The sequence below is a fragment of the Lacibacter sp. genome (genome assembly GCF_035299325.1).
Lineage (GTDB): Bacteria > Bacteroidota > Bacteroidia > Chitinophagales > Chitinophagaceae > Lacibacter.
Genome location: NZ_DATGWT010000040.1, coordinates 231177 through 256329 on the forward strand (window position 1 = coordinate 231177; position 25153 = coordinate 256329).

26 protein-coding genes are annotated in these 25153 nt (G+C 39.9%); 20 read left to right on the forward strand and 6 right to left on the reverse strand.

The window, feature by feature from the left end:
- Positions 1–483: 483 nt before the first annotated feature.
- The 3 genes from VK159_RS21645 (at position 484) to VK159_RS21655 (ending at position 4169) form a co-directional block, all read left to right on the forward strand.
- A complete protein-coding gene (locus VK159_RS21645; protein WP_324232259.1) occupies positions 484–1695 on the forward strand; it encodes a DUF1624 domain-containing protein in 1212 nt (403 codons plus the stop codon).
- Positions 1696–1771: 76 nt separating this feature from the next.
- Positions 1772–3856: a hypothetical protein gene (locus VK159_RS21650; RefSeq protein ID WP_324232260.1), complete on the forward strand. Its 2085-nt coding sequence runs from the start codon at positions 1772–1774 to the stop codon at positions 3854–3856.
- A 43-nt stretch (positions 3857–3899) separates the two neighbouring features.
- On the forward strand, positions 3900–4169 hold the full coding sequence (locus tag VK159_RS21655; protein WP_324232261.1) for a hypothetical protein: 270 nt from the start codon (positions 3900–3902) through the stop codon (positions 4167–4169).
- 443 nt (positions 4170–4612) lie between these two features.
- Here VK159_RS21655 and VK159_RS21660 read toward each other — a convergent pair whose 3' ends face one another.
- Both VK159_RS21660 and VK159_RS21665 read right to left on the reverse strand, forming a co-directional pair.
- Positions 4613–5506 carry an MBL fold metallo-hydrolase gene (locus tag VK159_RS21660; protein ID WP_324232262.1) on the reverse strand — a complete coding sequence of 298 codons (894 nt, stop codon included), beginning with the start codon at positions 5504–5506 and terminating at the stop codon, positions 4613–4615.
- A gap of 169 nt (positions 5507–5675) precedes the next feature.
- The gene (locus VK159_RS21665; protein WP_324232263.1) at positions 5676–6719 is read right to left on the reverse strand and encodes a nitronate monooxygenase; all 1044 of its coding nucleotides are present in this window, start codon (positions 6717–6719) and stop codon (positions 5676–5678) included.
- Positions 6720–7058: 339 nt separating this feature from the next.
- On the opposite strand from VK159_RS21665, the gene VK159_RS21670 reads away from it, so the two are divergent.
- The 14 genes from VK159_RS21670 (at position 7059) to VK159_RS21735 (ending at position 18553) form a co-directional block, all read left to right on the forward strand.
- Positions 7059–7475 (forward strand): DUF3830 family protein, encoded by a 417-nt coding sequence (locus VK159_RS21670; RefSeq protein ID WP_324232264.1) that lies wholly within the window; start codon positions 7059–7061, stop codon positions 7473–7475.
- Positions 7476–7509: 34 nt separating this feature from the next.
- Entirely contained in the window at positions 7510–7989 is a 480-nt protein-coding gene (locus tag VK159_RS21675; protein ID WP_324232265.1) for a YdeI/OmpD-associated family protein, read from the forward strand.
- A 102-nt stretch (positions 7990–8091) separates the two neighbouring features.
- Positions 8092–9060: an alpha/beta hydrolase gene (locus VK159_RS21680; protein WP_324232266.1), complete on the forward strand. Its 969-nt coding sequence runs from the start codon at positions 8092–8094 to the stop codon at positions 9058–9060.
- A 625-nt stretch (positions 9061–9685) separates the two neighbouring features.
- The gene (locus tag VK159_RS21685; RefSeq protein WP_324232267.1) at positions 9686–11209 is read left to right on the forward strand and encodes a flavin-containing monooxygenase; all 1524 of its coding nucleotides are present in this window, start codon (positions 9686–9688) and stop codon (positions 11207–11209) included.
- Between the two features lie 13 nt (positions 11210–11222).
- Entirely contained in the window at positions 11223–12125 is a 903-nt protein-coding gene (locus VK159_RS21690; protein WP_324232268.1) for a type II CAAX endopeptidase family protein, read from the forward strand.
- Positions 12126–12283: 158 nt separating this feature from the next.
- Positions 12284–13150: a hypothetical protein gene (locus tag VK159_RS23740; RefSeq protein WP_324232269.1), complete on the forward strand. Its 867-nt coding sequence runs from the start codon at positions 12284–12286 to the stop codon at positions 13148–13150.
- 145 nt (positions 13151–13295) lie between these two features.
- On the forward strand, positions 13296–13673 hold the full coding sequence (locus tag VK159_RS21700) for a hypothetical protein (protein WP_324232270.1): 378 nt from the start codon (positions 13296–13298) through the stop codon (positions 13671–13673).
- Between the two features lie 13 nt (positions 13674–13686).
- Complete coding sequence (locus VK159_RS21705; protein ID WP_324232271.1) at positions 13687–14112, forward strand: OB-fold protein; 426 nt, start codon at positions 13687–13689, stop codon at positions 14110–14112.
- Between the two features lie 44 nt (positions 14113–14156).
- Positions 14157–14708, forward strand: a complete 552-nt coding sequence (locus VK159_RS21710; RefSeq protein ID WP_324232272.1) for a YceI family protein — start codon at positions 14157–14159, stop codon at positions 14706–14708.
- Positions 14709–14791: 83 nt separating this feature from the next.
- Positions 14792–15715, forward strand: coding sequence for a DUF5777 family beta-barrel protein (locus VK159_RS21715; RefSeq protein ID WP_324232273.1), 924 nt, complete (start codon positions 14792–14794; stop codon positions 15713–15715).
- Between the two features lie 687 nt (positions 15716–16402).
- Positions 16403–16942 (forward strand): ester cyclase, encoded by a 540-nt coding sequence (locus VK159_RS21720; RefSeq protein ID WP_324232274.1) that lies wholly within the window; start codon positions 16403–16405, stop codon positions 16940–16942.
- A 62-nt stretch (positions 16943–17004) separates the two neighbouring features.
- Positions 17005–17718 (forward strand): 2OG-Fe(II) oxygenase, encoded by a 714-nt coding sequence (locus VK159_RS21725; protein WP_324232275.1) that lies wholly within the window; start codon positions 17005–17007, stop codon positions 17716–17718.
- 104 nt (positions 17719–17822) lie between these two features.
- Positions 17823–17978 carry an Ada metal-binding domain-containing protein gene (locus VK159_RS21730; RefSeq protein ID WP_324232276.1) on the forward strand — a complete coding sequence of 52 codons (156 nt, stop codon included), beginning with the start codon at positions 17823–17825 and terminating at the stop codon, positions 17976–17978.
- Positions 17945–18553, forward strand: coding sequence for an alpha-ketoglutarate-dependent dioxygenase AlkB family protein (locus VK159_RS21735; protein WP_324232277.1), 609 nt, complete (start codon positions 17945–17947; stop codon positions 18551–18553). The genes VK159_RS21730 and VK159_RS21735 overlap by 34 nt, the downstream gene beginning before the upstream one ends.
- 268 nt (positions 18554–18821) lie before the next feature.
- On the opposite strand, the gene VK159_RS21740 is transcribed toward VK159_RS21735, so the two are convergent.
- The 3 genes from VK159_RS21740 to folE all read right to left on the reverse strand — a co-directional run bounded on the left by VK159_RS21740 (position 18822) and on the right by folE (position 20673).
- Positions 18822–19196 (reverse strand): plastocyanin/azurin family copper-binding protein, encoded by a 375-nt coding sequence (locus VK159_RS21740; RefSeq protein ID WP_324232278.1) that lies wholly within the window; start codon positions 19194–19196, stop codon positions 18822–18824.
- Positions 19193–19738, reverse strand: coding sequence for a DUF4142 domain-containing protein (locus VK159_RS21745; protein ID WP_324232279.1), 546 nt, complete (start codon positions 19736–19738; stop codon positions 19193–19195). Before VK159_RS21745 ends, VK159_RS21740 begins: the two co-directional genes overlap by 4 nt.
- A 326-nt stretch (positions 19739–20064) precedes the next feature.
- A complete protein-coding gene (folE, locus tag VK159_RS21750) occupies positions 20065–20673 on the reverse strand; it encodes a GTP cyclohydrolase I (RefSeq protein WP_324232280.1) in 609 nt (202 codons plus the stop codon).
- Positions 20674–20842: 169 nt separating this feature from the next.
- Here folE and VK159_RS21755 point away from each other — a divergent pair, with 169 nt between their 5' ends.
- Positions 20843–21484 carry an RNA polymerase sigma factor gene (locus VK159_RS21755; protein ID WP_324232281.1) on the forward strand — a complete coding sequence of 214 codons (642 nt, stop codon included), beginning with the start codon at positions 20843–20845 and terminating at the stop codon, positions 21482–21484.
- 232 nt (positions 21485–21716) lie between these two features.
- Here VK159_RS21755 and VK159_RS21760 read toward each other — a convergent pair whose 3' ends face one another.
- On the reverse strand, positions 21717–21947 hold the full coding sequence (locus VK159_RS21760; RefSeq protein ID WP_324232282.1) for a helix-turn-helix transcriptional regulator: 231 nt from the start codon (positions 21945–21947) through the stop codon (positions 21717–21719).
- Positions 21948–22102: 155 nt separating this feature from the next.
- Between VK159_RS21760 and VK159_RS21765 the strand changes: the two genes are divergently transcribed.
- Together VK159_RS21765 and VK159_RS21770 are read left to right on the forward strand one after the other, a co-directional pair.
- Entirely contained in the window at positions 22103–23695 is a 1593-nt protein-coding gene (locus VK159_RS21765; RefSeq protein WP_324232283.1) for a thioredoxin domain-containing protein, read from the forward strand.
- A 406-nt stretch (positions 23696–24101) separates the two neighbouring features.
- On the forward strand, positions 24102–25097 hold the full coding sequence (locus tag VK159_RS21770) for a TlpA disulfide reductase family protein (RefSeq protein WP_324232284.1): 996 nt from the start codon (positions 24102–24104) through the stop codon (positions 25095–25097).
- The last annotated feature ends 56 nt before the right edge of the window (positions 25098–25153 follow it).

The window sequence follows — 25153 nt, forward strand, 5'->3', positions numbered from 1 at the left end:
AAAAATACTGAATGTAAGTAATCCTGGTACCAGGCAGAACGACTCAACTGTTGTGCCGTTTGGGGGATCACACCGCACATACAACATGTATAATCTGCCAATCGATAAGTTCGAAACTGCGCCATTCAGATGTCTTCTATTTTTGCCTGCTATTGCATTCATCAACTCAGAAAAAGTAACCTATTGAGAAATGAAAAGAATGTTAGAAGATTACCCGTTTTGTAAAGTAACTGTTTGCCTGTTGCCTTCACATCTGCATTTAACATACAACGATAGGAACTGTAATTTACCGGCATAAGGGTTTGCCTTGCTTACAACGAGAAAGTACCGGAAGTCATTGCAGGTTTGCAGCAATGTTTAACGGAACAAAAAATTTATTACTAATGGTTTTAACTCCTTAGCCATCAAATTTATTTGCTTACTGTAATTAGGCATGGAAGATGAACCTACTGAGAATTAACAGCAAGTTATTTTAATTGAAACATGAATAAGTCACTGAACGGAAATCCAACCTTATCTATAGCTAAAAGCAAACGAATTCAATCAATAGATCTACTGAGAGGTATTGTCATGATCATAATGGCCCTTGATCATGTTCGTAACTTCTTTCATTACGATGCATTTTTCTACAACCCCACCGACCTTACACAAACGAATGCATCCTTATTCTTTACAAGAATCATCACTCATTACTGTGCGCCGGTCTTTATTTTCCTTGCAGGTATGTCGGCTTATTTATATGGAGAAAAAAGATCAAAGAAAGAATTGTCTTTCTTTCTTTTAACAAGAGGAATATGGTTGGTGCTGGCAGAAATTTTCATTGTCGGAATGTTCAGATCCTTTAATCCATCCTATCATTATTTAAATTTCCAGGTCATCTGGGCCATCGGTTTTTGCATGATCATACTTGCGGCGCTGATTCATATGAACCGTTTGTTTATATTAGTCGTTGGCCTTCTGCTTATCGGTACGCACAATCTACTTGACTCTGTTCACGTAGCCGGTAATGGGTGGCGGGCCGTCCTGTGGGCGATTCTTCACGATGTGAATCATTTTACATTTGGTCAGTATAGTTTTCATTTCCGCTATCCTGTTTTACCATGGATCGGTGTGATGGCTTCAGGCTATTGCATGGGCATGTTATATTCCCCCGATTATCCCGCTGCAACCAGGAGAAAAATTTTATGCTGCCTGGGCATCAGTGCAATTGCGCTTTTTATCCTTCTACGAAGTGGCAATTTTTATGGAGATGGCTCCTCCTGGTCAACACAAAAAAATTCCCTGTTTAGTGTGTTGTCTTTTCTGAATGTAACCAAATACCCACCATCCCTACTCTATCTGTTAATTACACTAGGGCCAGCTATGATCTTTCTGGCTGTTTCTGAAAAACCATTAAGAGTACTTGGGCAACGTATCAGCATTTTCGGTAGAGTTCCGATGTTCTATTACCTGGCACACATTCTTCTTATCAAGATCCTTGCAATAATGGCAGCACTACTTATGGGCTATCCTCAAATGATCGTATTGAGTAATGGAGTTAATGCCACACCTGAATTAAAAGGATATGGATTTAACCTGGCGATTGTATACGAAGTATGGATAGGTCTTGTTCTCTTGTTGTATCCGGTTTGTAAATGGTTTGATTCGTACAAAAGAGCCAACCAGTTAAAGCAATCATGGCTGAGTTACCTGTAAACCATACCCGGCAGCAAATTTATAACTGTTAAAAGCTCAATTATTTCTTTCATATAAACCAACAATCTTATCAACTATGAAACTTTCACACTTCTTAATGGCGTTGTTTGTTACATCGCTTGCCAGCGCTCAACAGGTCACTGTTTTTGACCAACCCGATTTCACCGGTGGCAGCAGGAACCTTTCTGTTGGCAATTACCGGCTTACTGATCTTAATGACATGCTATCGTCCATCAAAGTGCCGGCGGGAATGGCCGTTATTCTTTCAGAATATGCAGATGAGGCCGGCGGCTATGGAAAATCTTTGGATCTGCTGGAAGATTGTGCCAATCTTTCGCTCTATGATTTTGACAATAAAACCTCTCATATCATTGTATTCAATACCCGCAGCAATGGACTAATATGGGCAAGGGGAAGGTTAGAAAACGGACAATTTGTACCAGGACATTGGGAAAGAGAAAGAGCCAATGGTCAACCACCTCTCAACAACGGACCGGTGGTTTCTCCTTACCTCCAGGCACGTGGTTCGGGTGTTGAATATTGCAATCCCAAACTTTGTCTTACGCTTTTACTGAAACTGGAAGCACTCAATGCCGGTACTAAATCAACGTACTATCCTACAGCATCTGAACAAAAACCCATTATCGACAGTCTTGTTCGTGGCTATGAAACATCTCCTCAAGGTATACTGGCATTGGAAAAGTATAACAAGGCACTGAAAGACTACCAACAGAAATATAATCAGTGGAACCGGCTCCCTCCTTACAAACAGGAACAGATCCCTGAACCGAGAGAACCGGAGAAACCAATTCCTGCCCATAATACGGAACAACTGCGATCAATGGCAGTAACCATTCTCCAGGCAAGGAATCACGCCCGGGAAATTACCAGCACACAACAGAAAATGCTCAATTGCCAGTGTGATGTCATTGGCTATGGCCTCCCAACACCTGTGTTCACTGATACCGCTATTGTGGTCAATGATGTCCGTACAACTCTCCCACGATTTAGCGACACAGCTCTCTTTAACAAAGCGATCAACGACCAAATGGGAATTATTGGCAGTGATTTCAGGCCCAGGAGAAGTATTGGCACAGCAGCCTTCGAACGGGAATTTGACAGGAAGTCAATAGTGGGTTTTGGACTTGACCGGCTGGGTGGCAGCAATTTCAATTTCTGGTTTCCACAAAAACGCAAGAATGAAACAAGTCCCTATAAACAAACGCTGAGCGGGAGAATCAGTGAGGTGAGAGTGGCCAGCGAAGAGATATTAATCGACCGTGATGTCAATATCGACATTATTCCTTCCCCGAATTATGAGTATTTGATCAAAGAAGGTCATCGTCCCGAACTCACAACGCTTACCAGCGCAGGTCAGCGCTTTAAAGGTCAGGCCATCGGTTGTCCCGTAAATTTTGTTGCGATCGAAGCAGAAATCGATATGCAAGCAACGGCCAAAGACAAACTAGTCGCAATGATCAGGCCCCGCACCGGTAAACCGATTTGTCTTTATGGCCCCTGGATATATGATGCGGGGCATTGCGACCATCCGGAGATCCACCCTGCAGAACAAATCTGGTGGAGTTCTGGCATAACCGATCTTGGTAATGACCGGGACTATTACTGCAACGTCTTCTGTGACGCATCAAAACGTTTTTGGTGGCGTGACCAGATGGACAACGGAACGAAAATAAAACCATGGGGTGCTCCACCCATTGAAGGAACGTTTGCGATCGCATTTGAAGCAACACAAGGCCGACCCGCCATAACATTTGAAGTAGCTGATATTGACGCCTATAACGTGGCCAATCCTCCTATGAGAAACAAATCTTATAACCTGGTTTACCAGGGGCAAACAATCGTTTCCTTTATTCCGCACAACAATGCTTTTAAAGTCTCTTATGAAAGAGTAGGAACCGTAGGGGATAAAGTAAGGGGATTCCTGGTTATTTCCACCACGGTGGGCAGCGTTCGCCAAATCGCTACAGAAGTTGTCATCCAACCTCAGGATCCGTCCAAACCTTACAATACCAAAAAAACGATGACTGTTCCATGGGGCACAGATGTCAATAAAATTGACCAAAGATGGGAACGTACAGTTTTCGAAAAAAAAGACGGTCACTATATGTTCAAAATAACAAGATCCTTTTATAAGGGATAACATTTCATTCAACGCATTTACTGATTAAATAAAAAAAAAGTCTATGGCAGAGATCAAAGAAATACTGGCAACAGCAATGATTCCGGTAATTAAAAGAGTAGGAAAATTAGAAATGAAAGAGGTACTCTCAACGATAAAAGAACATAATACAGCAGAAGTATATCGTAACACATTGCAGGGATTGTATTCCAATTTTTCGTTATTGAAATTTGTAACAATTAAAACCAAAAGCCGGTTTGATGACGGCATTGTTGATCTGGTTCTTGAAGCAGTGAAAGAGAATGCCGATGCAGATGGAATTGTACTTGGTTAATCACTGAAATTAAATACTGATCAGGTTTTTGTGGTTTTAGATGGTTTTGGGTCAAGCAAAACCCGGTGTTTCTACACCGGGTATTTTTTATGGCTTTCAAATGACAGCTTTGTATTCAACCCAAAGGTTCAATTGAATTATTTTTTTGATCATTCCCGATAGATAACCTGAGATCATAAGAATTGATCTTGCTGGTAAATAAATTTTACTGCGCTTAGGAAAACGCTTGGTTAATCAGCCGCTGCTGTTCACCGGATCTTCATTTAAAGAGCTCCATAACTTTTAAATTCCTTGCGCAATTAACGACTGCACGCTCAGCTTGCCGTCATTCACCTTATCCGGCTGGAGTTCGATAGGGCCTGTCAACAGAAGTTATGAATAAAAAAGCCGGCAGGTTAACAACTGTAACCCGCCGGCCTAATTAAATCGACTCTTTTTTGTGATTATTTTTTCATTGGACCAAGAAGTTTATACAACATAGAGAGGTACTGATCTGTTGTTTGTGCGCCGCCACTTCCTAGTACGTCATACTTTGCTAACAGTTTTGCCTTTGTCATTTCCTCTGCAGTCTTCCCGGCTCTTATCGACGCTTCCACAAGGGCAATCGTTTCTTTGAGCATCGTTACATAAGCTTCCAGGTCCTTCATCGTAGCCAGTCTGCCATGACCGGGAATCACGATTGCATCAGAGGGAAATAGGGTCAGTATTTTTTCCAATGATAAAACAAGCTGTTTTATATTGCCACCTCCTTCTGTGTAAACAGCAGGGAACATTTCAAAAAAGAACATATCACCCAGGTGAAGAACGTTTGACTTTGAAAAGTAAATCACTGCATCTCCATCTGTATGGCTGTTTGGGAAATGAATCATCCTGATTTCTTCCCCGTTAAAATTCAGGCTAATACTGTCGGTAAATGTTATGGCTGGTAGCATATCAACTGTAGAAGCCGGTTGCCTGTTTCCCGGCCTTAACCGCTTACGGATATTTTCCTGTGCAATGATGGTTGAAGTTTTTTGGAATATCCTGTTCCCTTCAATATGATCAAAGTGATAGTGTGTATTCAACACCATTTTTACAGGTTTGTCAGAAACAGTCGCAAGAGCTGCTTTGAGTTTAACACCCATTACCGCAAGCATATCATCCACCAGCAGTATCCCGTCTTCTCCCACCGACGCTGCCACATTGCCCCCTCCTTCACCATTCACACAATCAAGGAAATAAACATTTCCCCCGGCAATTTTAATTCTGATTGAATCTTCAACAGTTCTTTTTTCATCTATTGGCTTGCACCCAACGATCATGGCAGGTTGTTCTCTAAACATTGCATGAACATCCATGCGTAAGTTTGTTTGTGTCGTGGTCGTACACAGACCAGCGAATGACAACGTGATTAACTTTGATATCATTTGATGATTGATTTGAATATTTAATTTGAATGGCCGACCTTACAGCATCCCTTCAGTACAGTACACTGTCCCCGTCACTCAATTATCATTTGGATTCTTTTTATTCATCTTCATTCAACTTTTTAATCGCATCATTTATGCTGAGAAGAATTGTAGCAGCCTGCTCCATCATTTCATGAATAATTTCTGCCGCAGGTTTAAGCTCTCTAATCATTCCAACACCCTGCCCTGATAAAAGCGGCATTTCTTCCAGGTTTCCTTCAGTAGTAGGAATAGGCGGAAAATTTGTAAATCGCCTCAATATAAATTCCTGTCCAAAAAAAGAAGATTTTCCGATGATCGGCTCATTGGATGTATCACTCGGCACTTCCTCTTCCCTGCCAGTAAACTCACTAACAACTGCATTTTTAATCACACGCATTGGATTAAAAGCCGGCAACTCAGGTCCGAAAATCGGCGTAAGCACAGTATCTGTTCCGTTTTCGTTTATTAATCTTTGTTTGTAATCCGGATGAGCAAAGGCCTCATGACTGGCAACCAAACCTGTGCCTACCCAAACGCCGGCTGCTCCAAGACACAATGCCGCTGCAACCTGTGATCCGGTGGCGATACCGCCTGCAGCAAGCACCATTGTTGGTTGAACGGCTCTTACTATTTCGGGTACTAAAACAAAGGTGGGCAATGTGCCGAAATTATGCCCGCCTGCTTCACTCCCTTGGGCAATAATCACATCAATGCCATCAGCTGCTGCAATTTTTGCATTCTCCACAGAACCTACCTGTTCCCATACTTTTATACCTGCTTTGTGTAAGGCATCAATAAAATCTTTTGATGGATGACCAAAATGAAAAGATACTATTGCAACCTTTTCCTCGATACATACCCTGATATGGTCGATCGTTGTAAAGAGTGTTATAAAATTTACATTAAACGGTTCACTGGTTTCTTTTTTCACTTCGCCTATAATAGAGCGCACAGCTTCAGCTGGTAAAGGACCTGCCCCTACCGAACCGATTCCGCCGGCTTTGCAAACTGCAATGGCAAGATCAGGAGTACTGCCAATAAAAGCCATCCCTGCGGCTACGAACGGAAATTTTACTTTGTATTCTTTTGTTAACCTGGTAGAAATTGTTTGCTGGATCATTGTATAACGTTTTTATATTTTATTGATTTGCTTCCTGAAATTTTTCAATTGAACACGCACAGTTATTACATTGCTGTATCCTTGTCTGATTGCTGATGATACGATGTCGCTTGCTTCGTATTCTGTACGAAGCAATACATAAAAGAAAGCCTGCATACCAATAATTACCGATCGGCGGTTATCATTTTCTTGCCGGTAAAAAAATTAAAACCGGAATGGGTAGTTTTACCTTTTCAACATAAGGTTGTTCACTTACAGGTTGCCAATTGATTCTTGCCTTAAGATTGCAGCTATTCAAGTCTATTTTTTGCATCACCTAAAAAGCCAATCACCTGACAAATGAATGCATTTAAAATCATCACTGAAAGCGGACAGGAGATCAGATTTACCTATTACTTTGACAGTGCACCCATTACTTCGAAAGCATTTTCTGAAATCTTACCCTTTACAAGATTGTTTTATCACGCAAGAGTTTCCGGACAGGAAATTTGGATAAACAACGGACCTGAACTTGACATCATTCAGGAAAACGCATCCGTATTCACCGAGGCAGGTGAAGTAGTACTCGGACCTTTACATCCTGCCAGGTCTAAAACTGCCGGGTGCTTTGGAATTTACTACGGTGAAGGAAAAGGGCTCGATGCCTGCAATATTTTTGCACGGGTTCTTGAATCCGACAAACAAAAACTATTGGCCCTGGGGAATTCCATTTGGAGAAACGGATCGCAACAACTAACATTTACAGCCACTGAATAACGGGCCTGCTTAAGGTCTGAGAATTTACCTGAGTATGGACGAACCATTGATCAATAAAAAGTTTTTACTGAAGAAGTACCCTGGCAAAGGAGGATGGGTATACTCGGCCATTCCTGAAGTGGTAAAAAACAAAAAATCTCCATTTGGTTGGGTAAGGGTGAAAGGGTTCATTGACAATTATGAGTTTAAGAATTACCGGCTGATGCCAATGGGTAATGGACAACTTTTTCTTCCAGTAAAAGCGGAGATCAGAAAAATGATCAGAAAAAAAGAAGGTGATTATGTACACATTATTTTGTACGCCGATAATGACCCGGTTGAAATTCCGGAAGAATTGAAATTGTGTTTACTTGATCACCCCGTTGAATACAAAACATTTTTAGGTTATACATACGGCGAACAAAAAGCATTCATCAACTGGATCGATGCAGCAAAAACAGATGAAACCAAAGTTAACAGAATAGCCAAGACCCTTGACAAACTTTTAAAAAAACAAAAGTTTACAAAAAAATAAATGCAGTGCCTGCGGAAGTAACACCTGCAATATCACTATTCAGCAAACCACATAAACGGCAGGTTTAACAAATGCCGGGGTCATTTAAAAACATCACAACATATGAAACAACTTTATTCACGAAAAGCGGTTCATATTTTTTGGATCGTTCAGTTTTTTTTCATAACCACTGTTTCGAATGCACAGAACAGCGGCCATAACTTCCCTCCTCAAACAACCTATCATTACCAAAAAGTGAAAGCTTTGAGTATGTTTTACCGGGAAGCTGGCAGCAAACTTAATCCCACCATTGTTTTATTACATGGCTATCCTTCCTCCTCGCATACCTATCGAAACCTGATTCCCTTGCTTGCAACAGAATATCATGTGATCGCACCCGACAATCTTGGTTCAGGATTCAGTGACAGACTCGATCCCGATCAGGTAAGATATACATTTGATACACTGGCAAATTATACAACTGCTCTTTTAGACAGTCTCGGTATCAACAATTATATTATGTACCTGCAGGATTTCGGCGCTCCCGTTGGTTTCAGAATGTATGCGAAGAATCCAAAACGAATTTCTCATCTGATCCTGCAAAATGCCAATGCATATTTAGATGGACTTACAACCGACCGACAACAATTCTTTAAATCAGCTCATGACGATACCTCTGCATCGAAGATTGCTTTTTTATTCAGCTTAACTTCTAAAGAAGCCATCATTAAAAAACAGTATTTAGCAGATATCGATTCCACATTGTATCACAAACAATCTCCTGATGCGTGGATCCATGATTTATATTTTTTACAATCAGATGCAGACAGGAAAATTCAGGTGCAGTTATTCCAGGACTATTACAATAATTTATTGAGCTATTCAGCCTGGCAGCATTTGCTACGTACATATCAGCCAAAGACATTAATTGTCTGGGGTAAAAAGGATCTGAAGTTCACGACCAATGGAGCAACTGCTTATTTAAGAGATCTTCCGCATGCAGAACTGCATCTGCTGAACGCCGGGCATTTTGCAGCAGAGGAAAAACCAGGAGAGATCGCTTTGTATATACTTGATTTTTTAAAAAAATGAAAATCATATGTAATACATTTCTGTTCTCTTTTCATCATCCATCAGAAACATCTTTCCTGTTACAATTTTTCGAACAGGCAAATATCACTTCTCACGATGCAGCAAGTAGAAAAGCCTTCCGTTTTTTTATGCTGTAATTAAGCTGCTTTGTTAGAGTAACACCATGAGCTTCTGTTCTGTTTCTATCGCTTAAGGGCATCGCTTTTCGCTCTCTGTTATTTGTTCGCTGCACAATCAACTGATTCATGACAAGAATTGCGCCACTACGTAGCATGCAATTTCTCACCGTTAATAAAACATACACTTCCGTTAGGAAGATGTCAGATTTTTAGAGGATAGCTGCCTGCTAATTTTATCCTCTTGAATTATTCATTGAAAGTTGTTTTCTATGTGATAGATCATTTCTGAAGTAAAAGAGATTTGTTTGTATAAACGGTGCACTGTTCCGTTCTCAGGTGTTCATTCAACTTCAATGTTTCCTAATTGTGAATGATTCTCCAGGTATTCATTCATCAACAAACGACCTCCCCCACTGCAAAGGAATGCTTCTGCTCCGCAGGAATACAGCGGTTATTAATTATTCATCAATCATTTTTTTATTGTACAAAAAATTAAAAACCCGTTAATGGAAAAGGTTAAAACAATCGGGATCATTGGTGCAGGACTGAGCGGACTTGTAACAGCAAAAACCTGTCTTGAATATGGTTATAAAATAAGGCTGTATGAAAAAGAGGCAGAACTGGGAGGCGTCTGGGCTTCCTCACGTAGATATCCAGGTGTTACCACACAAAACACAAAAGACACATATTTTTTTTCTGATTTCCCAATGCCAAGGCATTACCCGCAATGGCCCAGTGGTGAACAGGTGCAATCTTATCTTACGGCTTACGCAAAAAAATTTCATGTTTTTCCATTCATTCAATTCTCCCATGAGATCAGAAACGTAAGGCTTATCGATAATAAATGGTTGGTTACAAGTAAACACAAGGGCACATCATTTACTGAACAAGTTGATTTTCTAATTATCTGTAACGGAACTTTTTCCGATCCCTTTATACCCGAAATACCCGGAATGGAAAGTTTTATTGATGCCGGGGGCCAAATTCTTCACAGTACACAATTTCAAAGTACTGAAATAGCAAAGAACAAACGCCTGGTGGTGGTTGGCTATGGCAAATCAGCAAGTGACCTGGTAACAGCTGCTTCCGCAACAGCAAAAACTACACACCTGGTATTTCGTGAGCCGAAATGGAAAATACCACGTTATGTGAAAGGGATCAATATGAAATACATTTTGCTGAACCGCTTGGGTGAAGCCCTGATCAAACCTGCTGATCAGCACAATTACATTGACCGGATTGTTCATAAAACAGGATTGGCTGAAAAGATGCTCTCCTTTATGGAAAGCTATATCATCAAAAAACAAATGTTGCGTGAACTTGATCTCATACCATCTTCCAGTTTAAAGGAACAGGCTTTTGGTGAAATCACATTAGAAACACCTCAATTCTTTGAAAAGATCAGTAAGGGGGAAATTATTATAAAACAAAATGAGATTGCATCATTCAAGGGAAAGCAGGTCATGCTTAAAAACGGTGAAGAAATAGAATGCGATCTCGTTGTTTTTGCAATTGGCTTTAAGCAAACAATCCCTTTTCTGCCAGATCCCATCAAGGAGAGATTCATGGATGAAAAAGGCAACTATCTGTTGTATCATCATATACTTCCCGCCGGCGTTCCCTCGCTTGCTTTTGTGGGATACAATTCTTCCATACAATGTCCTATATCCTCTGAATTTGCGGCCTTATGGGTTTGTGAATACCTGAAGGGAAGAATACCAAAACCAACGGCTGAACAAATACGAAACGAAGGAATCGAATTTATCAGGTGGAGATCAACGTTCAGACCCAATGGCGCTTCAAGAGGGCTTAGTACAATGCCTGGAACCATTCACCATGTTGATATGCTGTTGAAGGAAATGAATGCTCCCTTACCATTCTGGTCACTACTACCCGACTGGCTGCTCATCATCAAGCCTTCACGGTATAAAAAACTAAGAAAGAAAATTATCCGGAGAAATCATAACGGTACCGGACATACGATTGAGCAATCGTTCAAAAAAGCCAGCCATTTAACAGTCGTCCCCTAACAACGTTCCGTCTATGAACCATTCAGCAGATTACAGCAGGAAAGCGATCATTCTGTTCCTGTCTATCACATTTACATTCAGCTCTATCTTTTATCTCCTCATCATTCATACAGGAAAACTGGGAAGTGGATTTAATATGTTTGTCACGGGTTTAATGTGGAGCCCCGGTTTGTCCGCTATTCTTACATCCCTGTTAGTTAAAAGGAAATTATCTGCCCTGGCATGGCAATGGGGCAAACCACGCTATCAATTCTGGAGCTATGTTGTTCCACTGTTCTATGTGATGATCGCCTATATCATCATTTGGTCATTGGGTTGGGGAGGATTTTATAATAAGGATTTTGCTACCCGGATTGACACCGCTTTTGGATTTACAAATCTGCCTGCCGGTGTCAACCTGTTTTTCTATTTCATCATCATGGGATTGTTGGGCATGCCGGGAAGTGCCTCCTCCGCTTTGGGTGAAGAAATCGGATGGAGGGGTTTCCTTGTACCGGAACTTTCGAAACGGTTCAACTATACACACACTTCACTGATAACCGGAGGTATATGGGCAGTCTGGCATTTTCCCATTCTTCTCTTTGCAGATTATAACAGCGGTACAGCTTATTGGTATGGGCTGAGCTGCTTCACAGTAATGGTGATCAGCATGAGCTTCATCATGACATGGTTTCGATTGAAGTCAAATAGTTTGTGGACAGCTGTATTGCTGCATGCAAGTCATAATCTGTTTATTCAGTCAATCTTTACCCCACTCACTACAGACACCGGTCATACAAATTATTTTATTGATGAGTTTGGAATTGTGTTGCCGGTGATCTGTGTGTGCTTCGCTTTCTTCTTTTGGAAAAGACGCAGAGAATTAATGAACAACCCTGAAGATGTTGCCTGCAAGGATCCGCAGGTCAATCAATGAACGGGTATATCTGTTGAAACAGGTTTTTAAACCATCTCTTATGCCCGTCCCTATTAAAACGAACGAATGAATTAATCGCACAACAGGAGGCGAAACATTCCAGGCCGTTCTGATCGCATGAAACACCTTTTTATTCAATAAACAAAAATTAAAAAATCATGAAAAAAATCTTGTTTGTACTCATTGCAGCCAATGCAATTAGTTTCACGAGCTGTAACAAAGGGAAAGGAACCAATCCTACTCCGGCAGTTGTAAAAGAAGTGAAGTTCCGTGACCATCCTACTCTGGGAAAATATCTTGTCGACAAAGAAGGCCGTACACTTTACTTCTTTGCGAATGATGCCAATGGGCAAAGTGCCTGTGCCGGTGGATGTGAAGCAGTATGGCCTGTGTTTAATATCGAAAACCTGAAGCAGGAACAACTGGCCGATGGATTACCATTTGCTGATTTTGGCATCATCACCACCGCATCAGGAAAAAAACAGTTAACCTACAAAGGATGGCCCTTGTATTACTATGCACCGCTGAATAATGGCGTTAACGAAAAAGAAGCTCCCGGGCAGGTATTGGGTGAAGCAGTGAACGGTGTATGGTTTGTTGCTAAACCGGATTATACCATTATGCTGGCCAACACACAACTGCTAGGAAATGATGGCAAAAATTACCTAGGTAATTATACAGAGGGCATTGGCAAAACAATTTATTTTACTAACGACAAAGGACATACGCTTTACACCTTTAAAAATGACAAGCTCAACGACAATAATTTTACTGCCGCCGACTTTTCTAATAATGCTGTATGGCCCGTTTATGAAACCGATCAAATTGTCGTTCCTTCAGTACTTGACAAAGCCTTGTTTGGTTCTATCACCGTCTTTGGCAAAAAACAATTAACCTATAAAGGATGGCCTTTGTATTTCTTTGGCCAGGATGCACAAACACGGGGGCTTAACAAAGGGGTAAGCGTTCCGGCACCAGGTGTATGGCCGGTTCCGGTAAAAGATATGGCAGCAGCACTCCCTTAAAAAAACTGCCAAAATAAATAATGAAGGAGATGATCACTTGTGATCATCTCCTTTCCCAAACATTCATTGATAAATCCGGCAGATTTATTAACGGCCCCAACCTAATTCACAAACAAAATTTTCAAAACAACAGATCATTTATAAAATGAAACAGTTCAAACTATTTACAACGGCTTCAGTTTACACGCTCACCTTCATTGCATGTTTAACAGCCTGCACTTATAGAAAGACAGATCCTGTTGTACCAACCTGCGATGTTTCTTTCCCCTCTACGTTTAGTCAAAAAGTAGCACCAGTCATCCAAACAAACTGCGCCGGTTGCCATAACAATGCAAACCGCAGTGGTAATATTTCGCTGGAAGGATATGATAATATAAAACTGGCGGCAGCAAGTGGAAAATTATTAGGCACCATCAATCATGCGCCTGGCTTTGCCCCCATGCCGCAGGGAGGAAATAAACTCGACCCCTGTATCATTTTGAACATTAAGCGATGGATCGATGATGGATCTCTCAATAACTAAAACAACAAAAGACATGAAGAAAAGCGTGAAAATAGTTTTGTTGGCAGTCCTTGTTCTGGTTGTGTTTGCCGGGTTATATGCCACAAAAGAATATAACCGTACTTATAGCTCTGCCGAAAAACTCAAACCAGCTTATACGTATGATGCAATAGAACTTGTAAAGGAATTTGAAACAGACGAATCAACCGCAAACAGAAATTTAAATGATCAGGTGATCGCTGTAAGAGGCAGTATCAGCAAGATTGAATTGAATGATACCACACAAACGCTTTTACTCGGAGGTCATCCGTTTTCGGGTGCTGTGCTTTGCCAGTTTAGTCCGGGTTATGAGCGTGAGTTAGCAAAACTGAAAGAAGGCGACACAGTCATGGTTAAGGGTATTTGCACTGGCATGTTGATGGATGTTATTCTCATCCGCTGTGCATTCCATAAACCCTGAAAATGAAAATTGGCCAGTATAAACATTTTTAAAAATCACTTTTTATGCAGAAACTATTTTTATTACTCACGGCACTTTTTACAGGCATCCTTGGTTTTTCACAGGGAAGAGTATTTACCAAAAGTGCCGCCATTTCTTTTTTCTCCAAAACACCGGCAGAAAATATAGAAGCACATAATAAACATGCAGTAACAGTATTGGATCAATCCACCGGAGAAGTTGAATTCAGTGTATTGATGAAAGGATTTGAATTTGAAAAGGCATTGATGCAGGAACACTTTAATGAGAATTACGTAGAAAGCGATCAATTTCCTAAAGCAGTTTTTAAAGGGAAAATTAACGAACCTGCCAACGTGAATTATTCAAAAGACGGGCACTATAAAAGTACTGTAACAGGCAAGCTTAGTCTTCACGGAGTAACAAAAGAAATTACCGCACCGGTTGTAGTTGTTATCGCAGGTGCTGTAATCACTGCTTCATCTGAGTTCTCCCTCACATTAAGCGATTATAAAATTGCAGTTCCTTCATTGGTAAAAGATAAAATTTCAAACACGGTAAAGATCACTGTCATCAGTCGTTACCAGCCGCTCAATTGATCTCCTTTCGTTAGAAGCTGATCAATGAAAAAAAGCACAAACCGAATTTAATGTTGGCGGTCCCCTGCCAGTAAAAAAAAATTATGACAAAGATTTTATTACTGTTTCTCTTCTTCTGCACGGCAACTGTTGCAAGAGCCCAGGATGAATCAAGCCTGCTCAACGAATTGGAAGATGACAAACCAAAGAAAGAATACATATCAAATGCGTTCAAATCATCCAGGGTCATCAACGGGCACTCCATGGAGTTTATCGGTAAGGGAGTACTGGATTTTCGCATCCTTCACCGGTTCGGAAGAGTGAACCAGGGCGCTAGCCAGTTGTTTGGATTAGATCAGGCCAGTATGCGGATGGGGTTCGATTATGGGCTGGCGAAGAATCTCACAATCGGGATCGGTCGCTCTACATTAAAAAAAGAACTGGATGGTTTTATCAAATACCGGCCCGTATGGCAATCCAAAGGTCCGGGTGCTGTTCCGTTTTCCCTGGTGCTGGTGGCAGGCATGTCCGTTCACACATTAAAAAATACTGACCCTGCAAGAAAGGAAACCTTCACAGCAAGGTCCGCTTACTATTACCAGGTAATTGTCGGAAGAAAATTTTCAGAACGGTTTTCGCTTCAACTCAGCCCCACACTTGTTCACCGCAATTATGTTGATGCAGCCGATGATAATGATATCTATGCCCTCGGAATCGGTGGCCGGTGGAAATTAACAAAACGCATGGCCATTATAGCCGACTATTTTTATCCAATAAACGGCTTCCCGAAAAATTTCAATGACAATCCCCTCTCTGTCGGTATTGATGTTGAAACAGGCGGACATGTTTTTCAACTTCATTTTTCCAATACCGCAGGGATGAACGAGCGCTCATTCATCACAGAAACAACCGACAGGTGGGGCAAGGGAGATCTCCGGTTTGGATTTAACCTCTCAAGAGTGTTTACGCTGGATAAACGCAGGAAGGTTGCTGTACAACAACGTAAGGCTCCTCTTTCAACGTATTAATGCAGCGGGTAATAGCCGGCTTTTTCGTTTCACTATATACTGTCCGCCCGGGAGATCACGCAAAGGCCCCGGGTATTTATCGGCTCTGTTTTCCTGAAGGCAAACCAGAATTCAGGCTAACATTTGATAAACAGATTTTAAATTAAAAAATTTTGACGTCTTTCTTTAATCAGTAATAATCATTACTAACTAGTCTTTCACTATACTGATGCAGCGAGTGAGATACTGTGTTTTTATTTCAATAAATTCAGCAGATGATCGAGCAACCGTTCAGTCATCCGAATGATTTTTGTACTAACGGTTCCCATTAAATGCTCACGCATCTTTGATAAAAATAATTCTTTCTAATTTGAACTGACCAGCAGCCGGAGTTTGCTCTTCATCACCAGTGTCTTGTTATCGGTCCCTCTTGTTTTATCAAGTGACCCGATACAGAAGATATGAATCTGCAGAAATTTATGAGCTGGCAATTGTGCTTTTAGCTGAATTGTGTTGGCAAGGAAGGCAGTTATCAAAATCCCCCATTTTCCTTCGTTGAATTCGCACTGCATCTGCTGAAAATCCGTTCAAAAAAAAAGAACGGATTTTTTATTGCTGAAAAATATAGACTAAGCAAGAAACGGGTTTTATACTTTTTATATACTTGTCATCTTTGGACCTAATCATAAAAATAAAAACATGAAAGAAATGAAAAAACTTGTCTTCCTGCGTTTGCTGCTGTTCGCATGCATTTTTACTTCAACCAAGTTTGTTCAGGCACAAGAGAACGTATCAAAAAATCAAAGCGAAATAAACAAACAAATTGTGGTAAAGTGGTTAAACAATTTTTGGGGAGCCAACTACAATCCGGCAATCATCGATGAACTGGCAGCTCCAGGTATGATCTTGCAATATTCGCTGCACAAGCCAAGAAAAGGGCAAGTCGATATTAAAGATTTTATGAAAAACTTCCGTGATGCGTTTCCCGACCTGGCTTTCACAGGAGCTTATCCACTATTGGCAGATGGCGAGTATGTAATTGCACGATGGATTGGTGGTGGCACACATACAGGCAAAGCATTTAGTGATTGGCCCATCGGGAGTTTGCCGGAAGCAACCGGTCGCAAAATGTATTTTAGCGGAACAACTGTATTTCGGGTTGTAAAAGGTAAAATAACAGAGGAAATTGGATTAGATGATGGATTAACAGCATTAACCCAATTAAAACTTGTTGTACCAAATAAGTAAAAAAATAACCCGAAAAGAGGCTGCCTGAATAGTTAGGGGCAGCTTCTTTTCAATAGAACAAAATGCAAACTATTCAATCAAAAATTGCTGCGGTCAATTGGCAAAGCATTACCGGGGAAATGCACCAACAAGGATATTCTGTTATTACAAAACTATTGACAGATGAACAATGCCAGGAACTGATCGATGGTTATAATGATACTGCTTTATATCGAAAAACCGTGGTAATGGAACGCTACCGTTTTGGTTTAGGCGAGTACAAATATTTTAATTATCCATTGCCTGATCTTGTTCAAAACATACGTACCGGTATCTATTCAGAACTGGCACCCATTGCGAATGCATGGTTCAAAGCGTTGAACATACACAAAATATTTCCTGCTACGCATCAGGAGTTATTGCAACAATGCCATTTAAACAATCAGGTAAAAGCAACGGTATTAATTTTAAAATATGGCAAAGGCGGGCACAATACGTTGCATCAGGATTTGTATGGAGATGTATTTTTTCCAATCCAGGCCGTATTATTTTTAAACGAACCGGATACAGACTACACAGGTGGCGAGTTTGTATTGACCCAGCAAATACCAAGGGCACAATCAAAAGCAATTGTATTGAACCCAGGGAAAGGTGATATGCTGATCTTTACAACTAACTTCCGGCCAATCAAAGGAACGAAAGGTTATTACCGGGTGAATATGAAACACGGTGTAAGCGAAATTCACAGTGGCGAAAGACATACAATGGGCTTTATCTTTCATGATGCAATCAGTTAAACAATGGTTCGTCACATCAATATTGATCAGAAAGAACTACGCAGGAAAATCAAAGAAAAAAAAATTGTTTTGCAGGAAACAGCAAATTAAAGATATACGGAACCTTGCAATGTAAAAGTGGTAAAAGAATGAAACAGTCGAACCGGGTTTTCTTTGCATCAGAAAATGAAGCAATTAAAAATAATTTCCGCCCTTGTGGAAATTGCATGAAAACAGCTTATAAAAAATGGATCTATTTAGTAACGAAAAAGAGGGTTTAAAAAATTTATTGCCGAAAGATGGCATTGTAAATTATTACGGCAAGATCATGTCTGTCGACAAAGCAAATCAATATTACAACTGCCTGTTAAATACCATTGAATGGAAAAACGACCAGGCTTTTATTTACGGGAAAATGATACTTACTAAGCGAAAGGTTGCCTGGTATGGCGACAGCGCATTCCAATACAGCTATTCAAATACAACGAAACAGGCCCTGCCCTGGACAAGCGAATTATTAGCATTAAAATCCATCATTGAAGAAAAAACAAAGGAGACATTTAACTCCTGTTTACTTAATTTATACAATAGTGGCAACGAAGGCATGGCGTGGCATAGCGATGCAGAAAAAGATCTCCGGAAAAATGGAGCAATTGGTTCCTTGAGTTTTGGTGCCGAACGAAGGTTTTTATTGAAGCATAAATCAACCAAAGAAACTGTTGCAGTTATTTTAGAACACGGCAGCCTTTTAGTCATGAAAGGTACCACGCAAACAAACTGGCTGCACAGACTGCCACCTGCATCCCTCAGGATCAGACCAAGAATCAATCTGACGTTCAGAACAATTATTCATTAACATCATCACTGCAAAAAACGGGTTGAATGCTGCTCGCTTTCATCGTTGTTTCTTTTGGATTGTAATGTTTGTGGTATTCCGAACAGGCTTATCCTGTCAGGATATTTTTCCGCCTGGTACAATTCCAAAAAAATCCTCCCGCCAATTAGCAATGAGCAAAATCTAATTCTACAGACGTTGAGATGGCGTTAGCTATCGGATGCGTTAGTAAAAGAGCGCTGTAGAAACAACGCTCTTGTCACATCAAAACCAAACTGCTGATCAATTGCTAGCGTACAATAATTTTCCCCTTCATAACCGGATGCAATGTGCAATAGTAATCAGCTGATTCAATCACAGTTAATTCCCAGCTTTGCGAAGTTTGCAGTTCAGAAGAAGCCCATTTTTTAGAGGTCTCTTCTGTAACATTATGAACGACCGGGTCATTATTGGTAAATATTATTTTATCGTCTTTACCCACGTACATTTCAGCAGGCGAAAACTGCATTCCCTTTATTCGCACGTAATGTACCTGTTGTATATGTTCAACGCCATCATCTGTTTGCCCGCCCTTGCTTACTTCTTCATCAGCACAACTTATCAGTGCGACCAGGAAAAAAAACAGCAGCCTGCAATCTATTGGAAAGATTAGTCCTTTTATCATTTACTGATCAATTTTTGCAGCATTTCTGCATGTGAAAGGTGGATTATTAAAGCAGGTAACACATTTTGTAATAAGAGTTTCAACTCAGCATTCTCTGTTTCAGGAATTAAAACAGTTTCAACTGCTGCAATAACTGCCTTATGGTACTTTACCTCGTTATTGATATAAAGTAAATCGAATGATTTCCCTTTCTTAGCCAGCAATTGTTTTTTAACTGTTTCGGCCTCAGCGAGCAAACTTTTTGTCAGGGTATTTGTTTGCGGCGTTACTTTCAGTTTTTTCGCCAGCGCAACCGCCTGCGCTATGACGACCTTATGATCATTTGCCATTGTCTGGGCAAAATTCACAACCTCTGCATTTTTTGAAATCCTTAAAGCAATCAGCGCATACTCTATATCAATCTGGTTGGCTACAACGGCTACAGAAGCAACTTCAGGATCACTTAGTTCGGTTGTTTGCTGTCCGTAACCTGCTATTGACAGAGAAATCAGCGTTGCTGCAAATCCTGTTCTGATCATTCTAAACACATTGTTTTTTTTCATCTTCGTTTTTTTAAATAATGTTTGTACTGTTTAGAGTAAAGCAGCAATAAAAGGTTACAGAAAAATTTGTACGTTTCCTCACTATTTCCACATCATCCAATTGAATGATACCAATCCTGTCTTTATCAAGAACTATCTCTCAACAACATTTTTTTTTGAACGCAGCTGTATTTCAAGCTACCCAATCGGGAGTTTTTTTATTGGCCATACAACATGTGTCAGGTATGCGGGGGAAGTTTATTTTAACTTTGCTGACCAGGGTCAACAGCGCCGGTAATTTTTGTTATCACACAGTTCGTTTGCCGCATTAGCTCCCCTCCCTCCTGCTACTTTATAAGTGACAGAAAATTGCTTTTTGTTTCTTCATTTTGGAAACGGCCATCATAGCATGCAGTAACCGTTCTGCTGTCGCTGTCATTTACCCCTCTTGATGCAACACATAAATGCGCAGCATCGATCAGCACCGCCACATCTTTGGTTTCGAGAATTTCCTGTAACTCTTTGCTGATTTGCACCGTCAGCCGTTCTTGTACCTGTGGTCTGTTCGCATAATATTTCACCACACGGTGTATCTTCGATAACCCGATCACTTTGCCTGAAGAAAAATAGCCTACATGCAGCTTCCCCATAAAAGGAACAAAGTGATGCTCGCAATTTGAATAGAAGCTGATATTTTTTTCAACAAGCATTTGATTATACCTGTATTTATTTTCAAACAATGTTATCGATGGCCGGTTACGTGGATCCAATCCAAGCGTATGTAAGATCTCCCTGAAATGTGTGGCGATCACATCAATCTTTTGTTCATTATTCATATCGAAGGCATCAGCTCTTAAGGCTGTTTCAAGGTACTTGCTCACATAGTGCTCCGTCGCCATATTCTCTGCCGGCTGCTCATTTTCGGCAAACCTGATTACTCTTCCATGTTCATTCATACGTTCCTTTTTTTAAATTTCTATACTTGCTTTTTTCGTCTTTCAACTATCCTTAGACATCATTAGAGAAAACACGACGAAAAAGGTTACAAAAAATATTTCTGTTAATTTTGTAACCTTTTAAATTTTATCTACTCTATTTTTTAAGTCAAATATGAACAGCCGGGAGATGAATGAGACGATTACAATTTCTGACGTGGATTTGGTGAAGGGTATTCTTAGTGGTGAAAAGAACCTGTATACACAAATTGTGCGACGGTACAATCAACGCCTTTACAGAATAGGCATGTCTATTCTCAATGATGACACGGAAGTCGAAGATGCGATGCAGGTCGCTTATATCAACGCATATCAGAGTTTGGGAAAATTTGAATTCAGGGCAAGTTTTTCTACATGGCTTACGAGGATACTTGTCAATGAATGTTTCTTACGAATAAAAAGAAGAGACAAAACAATTATTATGAATGATGACAACCTTGAAGCTGCCATGCAGCAACAGCAATCAAATCATCATCACTCACCCGTTACTAAAGTGCTCAATACCGAGTTGAGAAATATCCTGGATGAAGCGATCCGGGAATTGCCTGAAATATACAGGGTCGTTTTTGTCATGCGTGAAATTGAAAACATGAACGTAGCCGAAACCCAGGCCTGTCTTGCAATCAACGAAGTCAATGTAAAGGTCCGTCTCAACCGGGCAAAAGCTATGTTAAGAGGATTACTCAGTAACTATTACAATACAGAAGATATTCTGCATTTCCATCTAAGACGATGCGATGCAATCGTCGAAAAAGTGATGGCAAACATCTGATTGTTAAACAGCATTTCGCAGCTGCAGCGAAACACTTTATAATTCTTTATTACCACATTTTACATACTGAACCCATTTATAAAATGTTAATGCCCTGCTTCAGAACAAAAGGCCCTGTTTTATAAAATACTCTTACTTATCTGACTTGAACAGCTGACAAATATTTAGGTTAACTGTATAACAAAAAAAGGCTGCTCAAAACCATTAGACAGCCTTTTGAAAGAACAAATAGTCAGTTCCCAGATGGCATCAATTCAAGAAGCTTTAATGCCTCTTCCATTTGTAAACCCAGCGCTTGCAGGTATTGCTGTACTTTATCACAAGTAATACAATCCTTATTTTCCATTTTAGAAACCGCCTGTTGTTTCACACCCAGTTTCGAAGCAAGTACGGGTTGCTTTACTCTTTTTAAGGTTCTCAAAAAACGCAATTGTTCGCCGGTAAGTTTTAAAGTGTTGTTCATGTTGATCTTAAGCGTTTGAAATTCAAATTAGAGAACATTTCAATATTTACCTTTTTTTTCTATACTTAAGTTTTAACTGTGTGGTTGTTTTTTACAACTGTGAAAATTTGGCGCACTGCTGTTTTTGTCAGAGTTTAGTCTCAAACATTTCTACCTTGATTGCCAACCTTTCAAATGACAATGCTGTAAGCGTAACACAGCAATTGCTTCACAAACTCCAGATACCCTTTAGTTATACTGGCGTAAAAGAAGCTATCAAACAGCATCCCGATTATCCAAGCATCGCATCCCTGCACGATGTGTTAAATCAATACAAAACGGAAAATATTGTTTTACAGATCAACAAGGAAAAATTGCAGGAAGTGCCTGTACCGTTTATTGCGCACCTGCAACGAAAACCTAACGGCTTTGTTACTGTCACAAAGGTCACCAACAGTAACGTAACCTATCTGCAAGCAAATTCTCTTTCAAAAGAAGTAACGGTTCCGGTTGAAGAATTCCTGGACAAATGGAGCACCGTAACATTGCTTGCAGAAAAAAATGAACAGTCGGGCGAACCTGATGTTAAACAAAACAAAAAGAAAGACCGAATAAACCTCTACAGAGCACCATTGCTTTTAGCAGCATCTTGCGTCGTCTTGCTTTTTACATTCCTACCAGTTAATCATTCACTTACAATAATCATTGCACCCTTTCTATTGAAACTGGCGGGTGTTGTTGTTTGTGCTTTATTACTGTGGTACGATATTGACCGGACCAATCCATTCCTGCAAAAAGTATGTAACAGCAGCAAAGCAACCAATTGCAATGCGGTGCTTCAATCAAGCGCAGCCAAATTGCTTGGCGTAATCAGTTGGAGTGAAATCGGTTTCTTTTATTTTTCAGGATCACTGTTGTTCCTCATCCTGGGCAAAACAACAACATTGCCCGCTCTTGCGTGGCTCAATCTCTTTGCACTACCCTATACCGTTTTCTCCGTTTTTTACCAATGGCGCATTACCAAACAATGGTGTCCTCTTTGTTTGGCCGTACAGGCAATATTACTGCTGGAAGCAACTTTTTTTATCAGCGCAGGCTATTTGCAATCGTTTGTGTTAGCAGATGTAATGAACTTGTTCATCATTGCATTTTTGATACCGGTATCGGTTTGGTATTTTGTAAAACCATTATTGAAAAAAAATAAAGAAGCTGAAGAATACAAAAATCGTTTTTACCGGATAAAAAACGATAGCCGGATTTTTGAAGCGTTGCTTGAAAAACAAAAGAAAATAACGATCTCAACAGATGGACTGGGCATAATCTTGGGAAACCCACAGGCAAAACATACAATTGTAAAAGTCTGCAATCCTTATTGCGGACCATGCGCAAAGGTTCACCCTGAAATACATCAGTTACTCCGCAATAATTCCGATGTCAACGTGCAGATTATTTTTACACCAGGACCTGAAGAGAATGATAGTCGAAATAAACCAGTCAAACATTTACTTGGTATTGCTGAATCTCACAATGAACAATTAATTGAACAGGCGTTGGACAGCTGGTACATGTCGGATAAAAAAGATTACGAGGTCTTTGCTGCAAAATATCCCATGAATGGAGAATTGAAAAGACAGGACAAAAAGATCGAATCAATGTATAATTGGTGCAATGAAATGAAGATAGAGTTTACACCCACTATTTTTATTAATGGATACCAGTTGCCGGAAAATTACAATGTAAAAGACTTGAACTTATTTCTTTCCTCTTAGCCTTGGAAAGAAAGCCTGCAAGGCTAAAGGTTGCAGTTGCAAATGCAACCTGCGGGCGGCCATTACTGCGTTCACGGGCTTAAACGAGAAGCAATGATTTTTTAAATTAAAAAGTAAAATTTAAATGAAAAAGTTTGAATTATTAGGTAAGAGATTACCCAAACATGAGCAGAAACTCTTTATGGGAGGAAACGTAGCTGAAGAATTTACAGACGGGTCAGGACCTATCTGCTTAAGTTGCACAGAAGATTATGATTGTGCCCGGGTGAATAAAGGAAAGTGTACTAACTCAACTTGCGGCAATAAGACAGCAAAGTATTGTGATATGTCTTAATCATAAATGATATGGAATGGCTTTAAAACCATTCCATATCTTATTTAAAAAATTGAATTAATACAGATTTCTATGCGCTTTTTGAGGTTATTAATAATCATGTGCTTTCTATGTAATAATATTTTACATTGTCAACCAGCCTATAATTTTAAGATAACTGTAAAGAGTTCTGATACAAACGTAGGCACATTACACATTGGTGAGGCTTATTATTTGGCCCAATATGAAGCTGCTTTGTTCAAAAGTGATTCGGCTTCTTACATCGGTGGATTGTACAAATTTGAAAATAAAATTTTATACCCAACTGCAATTAGAGTATTTAACCTTAACGGGTTTAACCAGTTAATTTTCATAGATACCGGTTTAAATGAATTAGAAATTGTTGTTAACAATAAAGCTCGTCAGTTAAAAAGTAATGCTAAGATAGAAATGGAGCATAAGTTTTTTTTAGAACAAATGGGTGTAAAGCATATTGGGGAACAAATACCTATGCAAAAGTTTCAAGCCTATGTCAGTCAGCATCCAACATCCTTTGTTGCTCTTTATGCATTAATCGATCAAATGTTTAATTATCGCTTTTCCCCTGAAATGAGAAGTATTGCAGAGAATTTCGATACAACTATTAAGTCAACGAAAGCTTTTTCCTATTTCAAGGAGCAATACCTGGATAGAAAGAAGTTTGTTGCCATGAATGTAATAAATGAACAAGGGAAGTCCGTTCGCTTAAATTTAAATTCCGGAAAATATACGCTGTTAGACTTTTGGTTTGCCGGCTGTAAACCTTGTTATGTGGATATGCAAAAACTTAATCAAAAAATGAGCAGGGTAAAAAATAAACTGAATATCATTTCTATAAATACTGATAGCCGGGAAATATTTAAAGAATCAAAGGCCCGTTTTGCCAAACAGCATCTTTCCTGGAAAAGCTATTGGGATTATGATGGGGTAAAGTCGCAAAAGAACATTTCCTTATATAAATACCCTACTAATTTGCTGATTGATAAAGATGGCTACATTGTAGCCACAGACATAGATATAGAAAAGCTGGAGGATTTTATAAAAGATTAATGCACAAAAAAAGTGCAGTCTAGATAAATTTCACAGCGCATACCTTCTGGAAACCT

Coding starts and splice junctions, on each gene's coding strand:
- VK159_RS21720 (WP_324232274.1), top strand. CDS start 16,403: ATGAAAAAACTTGTCTTCCTGCGTTTGCTGCTGTTCGCATGCATTTTT.
- VK159_RS21660 (WP_324232262.1), bottom strand. CDS start 5,506: ATGGATGTTCATGCAATGTTTAGAGAACAACCTGCCATGATCGTTGGG.
- VK159_RS21770 (WP_324232284.1), top strand. CDS start 24,102: ATGCGCTTTTTGAGGTTATTAATAATCATGTGCTTTCTATGTAATAAT.
- VK159_RS21740 (WP_324232278.1), bottom strand. CDS start 19,196: ATGATAAAAGGACTAATCTTTCCAATAGATTGCAGGCTGCTGTTTTTT.
- VK159_RS21690 (WP_324232268.1), top strand. CDS start 11,223: ATGAACCATTCAGCAGATTACAGCAGGAAAGCGATCATTCTGTTCCTG.
- VK159_RS21745 (WP_324232279.1), bottom strand. CDS start 19,738: ATGAAAAAAAACAATGTGTTTAGAATGATCAGAACAGGATTTGCAGCA.
- VK159_RS21680 (WP_324232266.1), top strand. CDS start 8,092: ATGAAACAACTTTATTCACGAAAAGCGGTTCATATTTTTTGGATCGTT.
- VK159_RS21710 (WP_324232272.1), top strand. CDS start 14,157: ATGCAGAAACTATTTTTATTACTCACGGCACTTTTTACAGGCATCCTT.
- VK159_RS21675 (WP_324232265.1), top strand. CDS start 7,510: ATGGACGAACCATTGATCAATAAAAAGTTTTTACTGAAGAAGTACCCT.
- VK159_RS21665 (WP_324232263.1), bottom strand. CDS start 6,719: ATGATCCAGCAAACAATTTCTACCAGGTTAACAAAAGAATACAAAGTA.
- VK159_RS21645 (WP_324232259.1), top strand. CDS start 484: ATGAATAAGTCACTGAACGGAAATCCAACCTTATCTATAGCTAAAAGC.
- VK159_RS21735 (WP_324232277.1), top strand. CDS start 17,945: ATGGATCTATTTAGTAACGAAAAAGAGGGTTTAAAAAATTTATTGCCG.
- VK159_RS21755 (WP_324232281.1), top strand. CDS start 20,843: ATGAATGAGACGATTACAATTTCTGACGTGGATTTGGTGAAGGGTATT.
- VK159_RS21655 (WP_324232261.1), top strand. CDS start 3,900: ATGGCAGAGATCAAAGAAATACTGGCAACAGCAATGATTCCGGTAATT.
- VK159_RS21670 (WP_324232264.1), top strand. CDS start 7,059: ATGAATGCATTTAAAATCATCACTGAAAGCGGACAGGAGATCAGATTT.
- VK159_RS21725 (WP_324232275.1), top strand. CDS start 17,005: ATGCAAACTATTCAATCAAAAATTGCTGCGGTCAATTGGCAAAGCATT.
- VK159_RS21760 (WP_324232282.1), bottom strand. CDS start 21,947: ATGAACAACACTTTAAAACTTACCGGCGAACAATTGCGTTTTTTGAGA.
- VK159_RS21715 (WP_324232273.1), top strand. CDS start 14,792: ATGACAAAGATTTTATTACTGTTTCTCTTCTTCTGCACGGCAACTGTT.
- VK159_RS21685 (WP_324232267.1), top strand. CDS start 9,686: ATGGAAAAGGTTAAAACAATCGGGATCATTGGTGCAGGACTGAGCGGA.
- VK159_RS21650 (WP_324232260.1), top strand. CDS start 1,772: ATGAAACTTTCACACTTCTTAATGGCGTTGTTTGTTACATCGCTTGCC.
- VK159_RS23740 (WP_324232269.1), top strand. CDS start 12,284: ATGAAAAAAATCTTGTTTGTACTCATTGCAGCCAATGCAATTAGTTTC.
- folE (WP_324232280.1), bottom strand. CDS start 20,673: ATGAATGAACATGGAAGAGTAATCAGGTTTGCCGAAAATGAGCAGCCG.
- VK159_RS21700 (WP_324232270.1), top strand. CDS start 13,296: ATGAAACAGTTCAAACTATTTACAACGGCTTCAGTTTACACGCTCACC.
- VK159_RS21705 (WP_324232271.1), top strand. CDS start 13,687: ATGAAGAAAAGCGTGAAAATAGTTTTGTTGGCAGTCCTTGTTCTGGTT.